The sequence below is a fragment of the Streptomyces sp. McG3 genome, from assembly GCF_018619185.1.
Taxonomy (GTDB): domain Bacteria; phylum Actinomycetota; class Actinomycetes; order Streptomycetales; family Streptomycetaceae; genus Streptomyces.
On the sequence record NZ_JAAXYC010000426.1, the window covers coordinates 1 to 5,489 of the forward strand.

Annotated in this window: 4 protein-coding genes and 1 pseudogene; all 5 read right to left on the reverse strand. The window is 71.5% G+C overall.

What is annotated here, in order from left to right:
* Positions 1-89 precede the first annotated feature (89 nt).
* Positions 90-1,091 carry a TIGR03842 family LLM class F420-dependent oxidoreductase gene (locus HET64_RS36080; protein ID WP_215111461.1) on the reverse strand — a complete coding sequence of 334 codons (1,002 nt, stop codon included), beginning with the start codon at positions 1,089-1,091 and terminating at the stop codon, positions 90-92.
* A gap of 11 nt (positions 1,092-1,102) precedes the next feature.
* Complete coding sequence (gene hydA / locus HET64_RS36085; protein ID WP_215111462.1) at positions 1,103-2,503, reverse strand: dihydropyrimidinase; 1,401 nt, start codon at positions 2,501-2,503, stop codon at positions 1,103-1,105.
* 99 nt (positions 2,504-2,602) lie between these two features.
* Entirely contained in the window at positions 2,603-3,886 is a 1,284-nt protein-coding gene (locus HET64_RS36090) for an aspartate aminotransferase family protein (protein WP_215111463.1), read from the reverse strand.
* The gene (locus HET64_RS36095; RefSeq protein WP_018961446.1) at positions 3,883-4,725 is read right to left on the reverse strand and encodes a nitrilase-related carbon-nitrogen hydrolase; all 843 of its coding nucleotides are present in this window, start codon (positions 4,723-4,725) and stop codon (positions 3,883-3,885) included. Before HET64_RS36095 ends, HET64_RS36090 begins: the two co-directional genes overlap by 4 nt.
* A 197-nt stretch (positions 4,726-4,922) precedes the next feature.
* A pseudogene (locus HET64_RS36100) lies at positions 4,923-5,489 on the reverse strand (hypothetical protein); the annotation flags it as partial.

A 5,489-nucleotide genomic window follows, 5' to 3' on the forward strand; every position in this document is an offset into this window, starting at 1 on the left:
CGGGCCCTTCGCTCGGGAGCGGTGCCGTGCGGGGCGGTGCGGGCGGTGCGCGTGCGGACGGCGAGGGGGAAGGTCACGCGGTCACGCGGTCACGCGGTCAGGGCCGGGATGATCTCGGCCCCGTAGGCGTCGATGGTCGCCTCCCGGGCGTCGTGCATGTTGTACAGCGCGAACTGGTCGACGCCCATGTCCCGCAGCATCTGGAGCTTCTCGATGTGCGCCTCGGCGGGACCGAGCAGACAGAACCGGTCGACGATCTCGTCCGGGACGAAGGCGGTGTCCGGATTGCCGGTGCGGCCGTGGTGGCTGTAGTCGTAGCCGGAGCGTCCGGCGATGTACGCGGTGAGCGCCTCCGGCACCAGGCCGGAGTGCTCGCCGTAGCGGGCGACCAGGTCCGCCACGTGGTTGCCGACCATCCCGCCGAACCAGCGGCACTGCTCCCGGGCGTGGTCGAGGTCGTCGCCGACGTAGGCGGGGGCGGCGACGCAGATGGTGACGGAGTCCGGGTCCCGTCCGGCGTCGGAGGCCGCGTCCCGTACCGCCTTGATCATCCACTCGGTGAGGAAGGGGTCGGCGAGCTGGAGGATGAAGCCGTCGGCCTTCTGCCCGGCCAGGGCCAGGGCCTTGGGCCCGTACGCCGCCATCCACACCGGCAGCCGTCCGTTCTTCACCCAGGGGAGCTGCACCGGCTGGCCGTCGACCGTCGCCTCCCGGCCCTCGGCGAGGTCGCGGATGACGTCGATGGCCTCGCCGAGCCGGGCCAGGGTGTTGGGCTTGCGGCCCGCGACGCGCATCGCGGAGTCGCCGCGCCCGATGCCGCAGACGGTGCGGTTGCCGTACATGTCGTTGAGGGTGGCGAAGGTGGAGGCGGTGACCTCCCAGGTGCGGGTGCCGGGGTTGGTGACCATCGGGCCCACGGTCAGCTTCTCCGTGTGCTCCAGGATGCGGCTGTAGATGACGAACGGCTCCTGCCAGAGCACCGCCGAGTCGAAGGTCCAGCCGTAGCGGAAGCCGTTGCGCTCGGCGCGGCGCATCAGGCCGACGACGGCGGAGGCGGGCGGGTCCGTCTGGAGGACGAGTCCGAAGTCCATGGCGGGATCTCCTAGTCCAGGTACTGACAGGTGGCGCGGGGGGTGTACATGCCGTGTCCGGCGCGGCCGAGGAACGTCCGTCCGTCGATGACGAGTTCGCCGCGCGAGAGCACGGTCTCGACCTGGCCGGTGATGCGTTTGCCCTCGTACGCGGAGTAGTCGACGTTCATGTGGTGGGTCTCGGCGGAGAGGGTCTGCTCGGCGGCCGGGTCGTAGATGACGATGTCGGCGTCGGCGCCCGGGGCGATGGTGCCCTTCTTCGGGTAGAGGCCGAACATCCGGGCCGGGGAGGCGCAGGCGATCTCGATCCAGCGGCGGCGGGTGATGTGCCCGTCCACGACGGCCTGGTGCAGCAGGTCCATGCGGTGCTCGACGCCCGGCATGCCGTTGGGGATCTTGGAGAAGTCGCCGCGGCCCATCTCCTTCTGCCCCGAGAAACAGAAGGGACAGTGGTCGGTGGAGACGACCTGGAGTTCGTTGGTGCGCAGGCCCCGCCACAGGGCTTCCTGGTGTTCCTTGGGGCGCAGCGGGGTGGAGCAGACGTACTTGGCGCCCTCGAAGTCCGGCTCGGCGAGGTTGTCGGTGGAGAGGAACAGATACTGCGGGCAGGTCTCGCCGAAGACGGGGAGGCCCTTGTGCCGGGCGGCGGCGATCTCCTCCACGGCCTCGTCGGCGGAGACGTGGACGACGTAGAGGGGGGATCCGGCGACCCGGGCGAGCTGGACGGCCCGGTGGGTGGCCTCGGCCTCCAGGGCGACCTTGCGGACGTCCCCGTGGTAGCGGGGGTCGGTGTGGCCGGCGGCGAGGGCCTGCTCGACGAGGACGTCGATGGCGATGCCGTTCTCCGCGTGCATCATGATCAGTCCGCCGTTGCCGGCGGCCCGCTGCATGGCGCGCAGGATCTGGCCGTCGTCGCTGTAGAAGACCCCGGGGTAGGCCATGAACAGCTTGAAGGAGGTGACCCCTTCGGAGACGAGGAGGTCCATCTCCTTGAGCGAGGAGGGGTTCACGTCCGCGAGGATCATGTGGAAGGCGTAGTCGATGGCGCAGTTGCCGTCGGCCTTGGCGTACCAGGCGTCGAGCCCTTCGCGCAGGGAGCGGCCCACGGTCTGGATCGCGAAGTCGACGATGGTGGTGGTGCCGCCCCAGGCGGCGGCCCGGGTGCCGGTCTCGAAGGTGTCGGCGGCGTACGTCCCGCCGAACGGCATCTCCATGTGGGTGTGCCCGTCGACACCGCCCGGGATGACGTACTTGCCCGTCGCGTCGATCCGCCGGTCGGCGCTCCAGCTCTCGGCGGCCTCGGTTCCGTGGGCGGCGAGGGCGGCGATCCGGCCGCCCTCGACGAGCACGTCGGCGTGGATCTCGTCGGACGCGGTGATGACCAGGCCACCGTGGATGACGGTGCGGCTCATGGGTACCTCCTCAGTGCGGGGCGCCCCCACCGGCCCTCGGGCCTGCGGCCGGGGCGGCCCCGCGCGGTTCGTATACGTACGGGCCCCGCCTGGCGGGGGTCAGCCCGCCGCGTGCAGGGCGTCCGCGAGGATCGCCGCGCCTTCCTCGGCCTCGGCGACGGTCAGGGTAAGCGGCGGGGCGATCCTGATGACGCTGGTGCTGTGGCCGCCGCCCTTGCCGATCAGCAGCCCGCCCGCGCGGGCGGCTTCGAGGACCGCCGCGGCGGCCTCGGGGTCGGCCTCGTCGGTGCCGGGCCTCACCAGCTCGATGCCGATCATCAGGCCCCGGCCGCGCACCTCGCGCACGGCGGGCGAGGCGGCGGCGATGCCCCGCAGCCGTTCGATGAGGAGCCCGCCCACGCGCCGCGCGTTGCCCTGGAGGTCGTGTTCCAGGAGGTACGAGAGGTTGGCGAGCGAGGCGGCCATGGTGATCGGTGAACCGCCGAAGGTGGAGATGGAGTTGGCGTCGAGGCAGTTCATCACCTCGGCGCGGGCCACCACTCCCCCGACCGACATGCCGTTGCCGATGCCCTTGGCGAAGGTGAGGATGTCCGGCGGCCCGTGCTCGGCGTGCGCCTGCCAGCCCCAGAAGTGGTCACCGGTACGGCCCCAGCCGGTCTGCACCTCGTCCGAGATCCACAGCACCCCGTGCCGGCCCAGGACCTCCCGGAACGCGGCGAAGAGTCCGTCGGGCGGGGAGGTGAAGCCGCCGACGCCCTGGATGGGTTCGGCGATCAGGGCCGCGGGGTTGCGGGTGTGCCCGAGGAGGTCCTCCAGGTCGGCGACGCACGCCTGGATGAACCGCTCGTCGCTCAGCTCGGCGTACGGGCCACGACTGCGGACGCCGCCGTGGACGTACAGGGTCTGGAGCGGGGACAGACTCGTGGGCGACCAGGCCTGGTTGCCGGTGATGGAGACCGTGGAGAACGACCGGCCGTGGTAGCTGTTGCGCATCGCGAGGATCTGGTTGGAGCGGCGGTACGCGGTGGCGAGCAGCAGCGCGGTGTCGTTGGCCTCGGTGCCCGAGGTGGTGAAGAAGACCCGGGCGTCGGGGATGCCGGAGAGGGTGGCGATCCGCTCGGCCATCTCCACCATGGGGCGGTTGAGGTAGAGGGTGGAGGAGTGGATGATCCGCCCGGCCTGTTCGGCGACCGCCTTGGTCACCTCGGGCAGGGCGTGGGCGGTCATCGTGGTGAGGATGCCGCCGAAGAAGTCCAGGTAGCGGTTGCCGTCCGCGTCCCAGACGTGGCGGCCCTCGCCGTGGGTGAGCTCCAGGGGGTGGCGGTAGTAGAGCGCGAGCCATGCGGGGCTGACGGCGAGGTGGCGCTCGTGCAGTCCGCTCACGGCTCCACCAGCCCGTCGTAGGCGTCGGGCCGTCGGTCCCGGTAGAACGCCCACTGTTGCCGGACTTCCTCGATCAGGTCGAAGTCCAGGTCGCGGACGAGGAGTTCCTCTTCCTTGTCGCTGGCGACGTCCCCGACGAACTGGCCGCGCGGGTCGACGAAGTAGCTGGTCCCGTAGAAGTCGTTGTCGCCGTACTCCTCCTGGCCGACCCGGTTGATCGCGGCGACGAAGTACTCGTTGGCGACGGCGGACGCGGGCTGCTCCAGCTGCCAGAGGTGGCTGGAGAGTCCGCGCGAGGTGGCCGACGGGTTGTACACCAACTGCGCTCCTCCGAGGCCCAGTTGCCGCCAGCCCTCGGGGAAGTGCCGGTCGTAGCAGATGTAGACGCCGACCTTGCCGACCGCGGTGTCGAAGACCGGCCAGCCGGCGTTGCCGGGCTTGAAGTAGTACTTCTCCCAGAACCCCTTGACCTGGGGGATGTGGTGCTTGCGGTACTTGCCGAGATACGAGCCGTCGGCGTCGATCACGGCAGCGGTGTTGTAGTAGAAGCCGGACTGCTCGATCTCGAAGACCGGGACGACGATCACCATGCCGGTCTCGCGGGCGAGGTCCCGCATGCGCCGGACGGTCGGGCCGTCGGGGACCGGCTCGGCCCAGCGGTAGTGCTCGGGCTCCTGGACCTGGCAGAAGTAGGGTGCGTTGAACACCTCCTGGAAGCCGATGATCTTCGCCCCCTGCCGGGCGGCCTCGCGCGCGTGTTCCTCGTGCTTGGCAATCATGGATTCGGTGTCGCCGGTCCAGGTCGCCTGGACGAGTGCGGCGCGTACGACGTGGGACATGAGCTGCTCCTTCGACGCGGCGTCAGAGAGCCTGCACGCGTTCTCTACGCACGTAGATCGGTGCATGGATGGAGAACGTAAGCCCCTCCGTCCGGCGGGGCAAGACCATCGCCGTGAACCGGCGGAGTCGATCATGTTTCGCACTCGACCGGTCCACAACGGACACGGCCCCGATCCCCGGTGGTCGCCGCGGGGGCTCACACCCCCGGCACGCCCGCCACCCGCAGCGCGTGCACCAGGTCCCACTCCCGTTCCACCGACACCTCGCGGGCCGCCGCCAGGAGCAGGGGCAGCAGCCGGGTCCCACCGGTCCCGGCCAGCTCGGCGGCCTCCCGCGGAGTGCGTACGCGGACGAAGGCGCCCAGCAGGTCCCGCGCCTCCCGCTCCCGGCCGGCGCCGTCCAGGGCGAGCACCGCCTCGGCCACCTCGGCGGCGGGCCGGGCGACGCCCTGGCGCAGCAGGAGCCCGCAGTCCGCATCGCGCCCGGCGGCGGCCAGCGCGGCGGCCGCGGCGGCGAATCCGGCGGGCGGCAGCGAGGACACCTCCCAGAGCAGGGTCGTCCAGTCGGCGGCGAGCCCGGCGCGGTACAGGGCCACCGCGAGCACCGGCAACCGGGGCGCGGGCCAGGCCGCGACCTCGCAGAGCACCACGTGTGCCTCCCCGCCGCGGCCCTCGGCGCGCAGCCGGACCAACTGGGCGACGGCCCCGGCGACGGCCTGCCCGGCGACCGGATCCGGCAGGGCGTCCGGCTGACGGTCCCGCCC

Bases quoted from the DNA above. Each gene is read 5' to 3' on its own strand.
- HET64_RS36080 (WP_215111461.1), bottom strand. From the start codon at position 1,091: ATGGACTTCGGACTCGTCCTCCAGACGGACCCGCCCGCCTCCGCCGTC.
- hydA (WP_215111462.1), bottom strand. From the start codon at position 2,503: ATGAGCCGCACCGTCATCCACGGTGGCCTGGTCATCACCGCGTCCGAC.
- HET64_RS36095 (WP_018961446.1), bottom strand. From the start codon at position 4,725: ATGTCCCACGTCGTACGCGCCGCACTCGTCCAGGCGACCTGGACCGGC.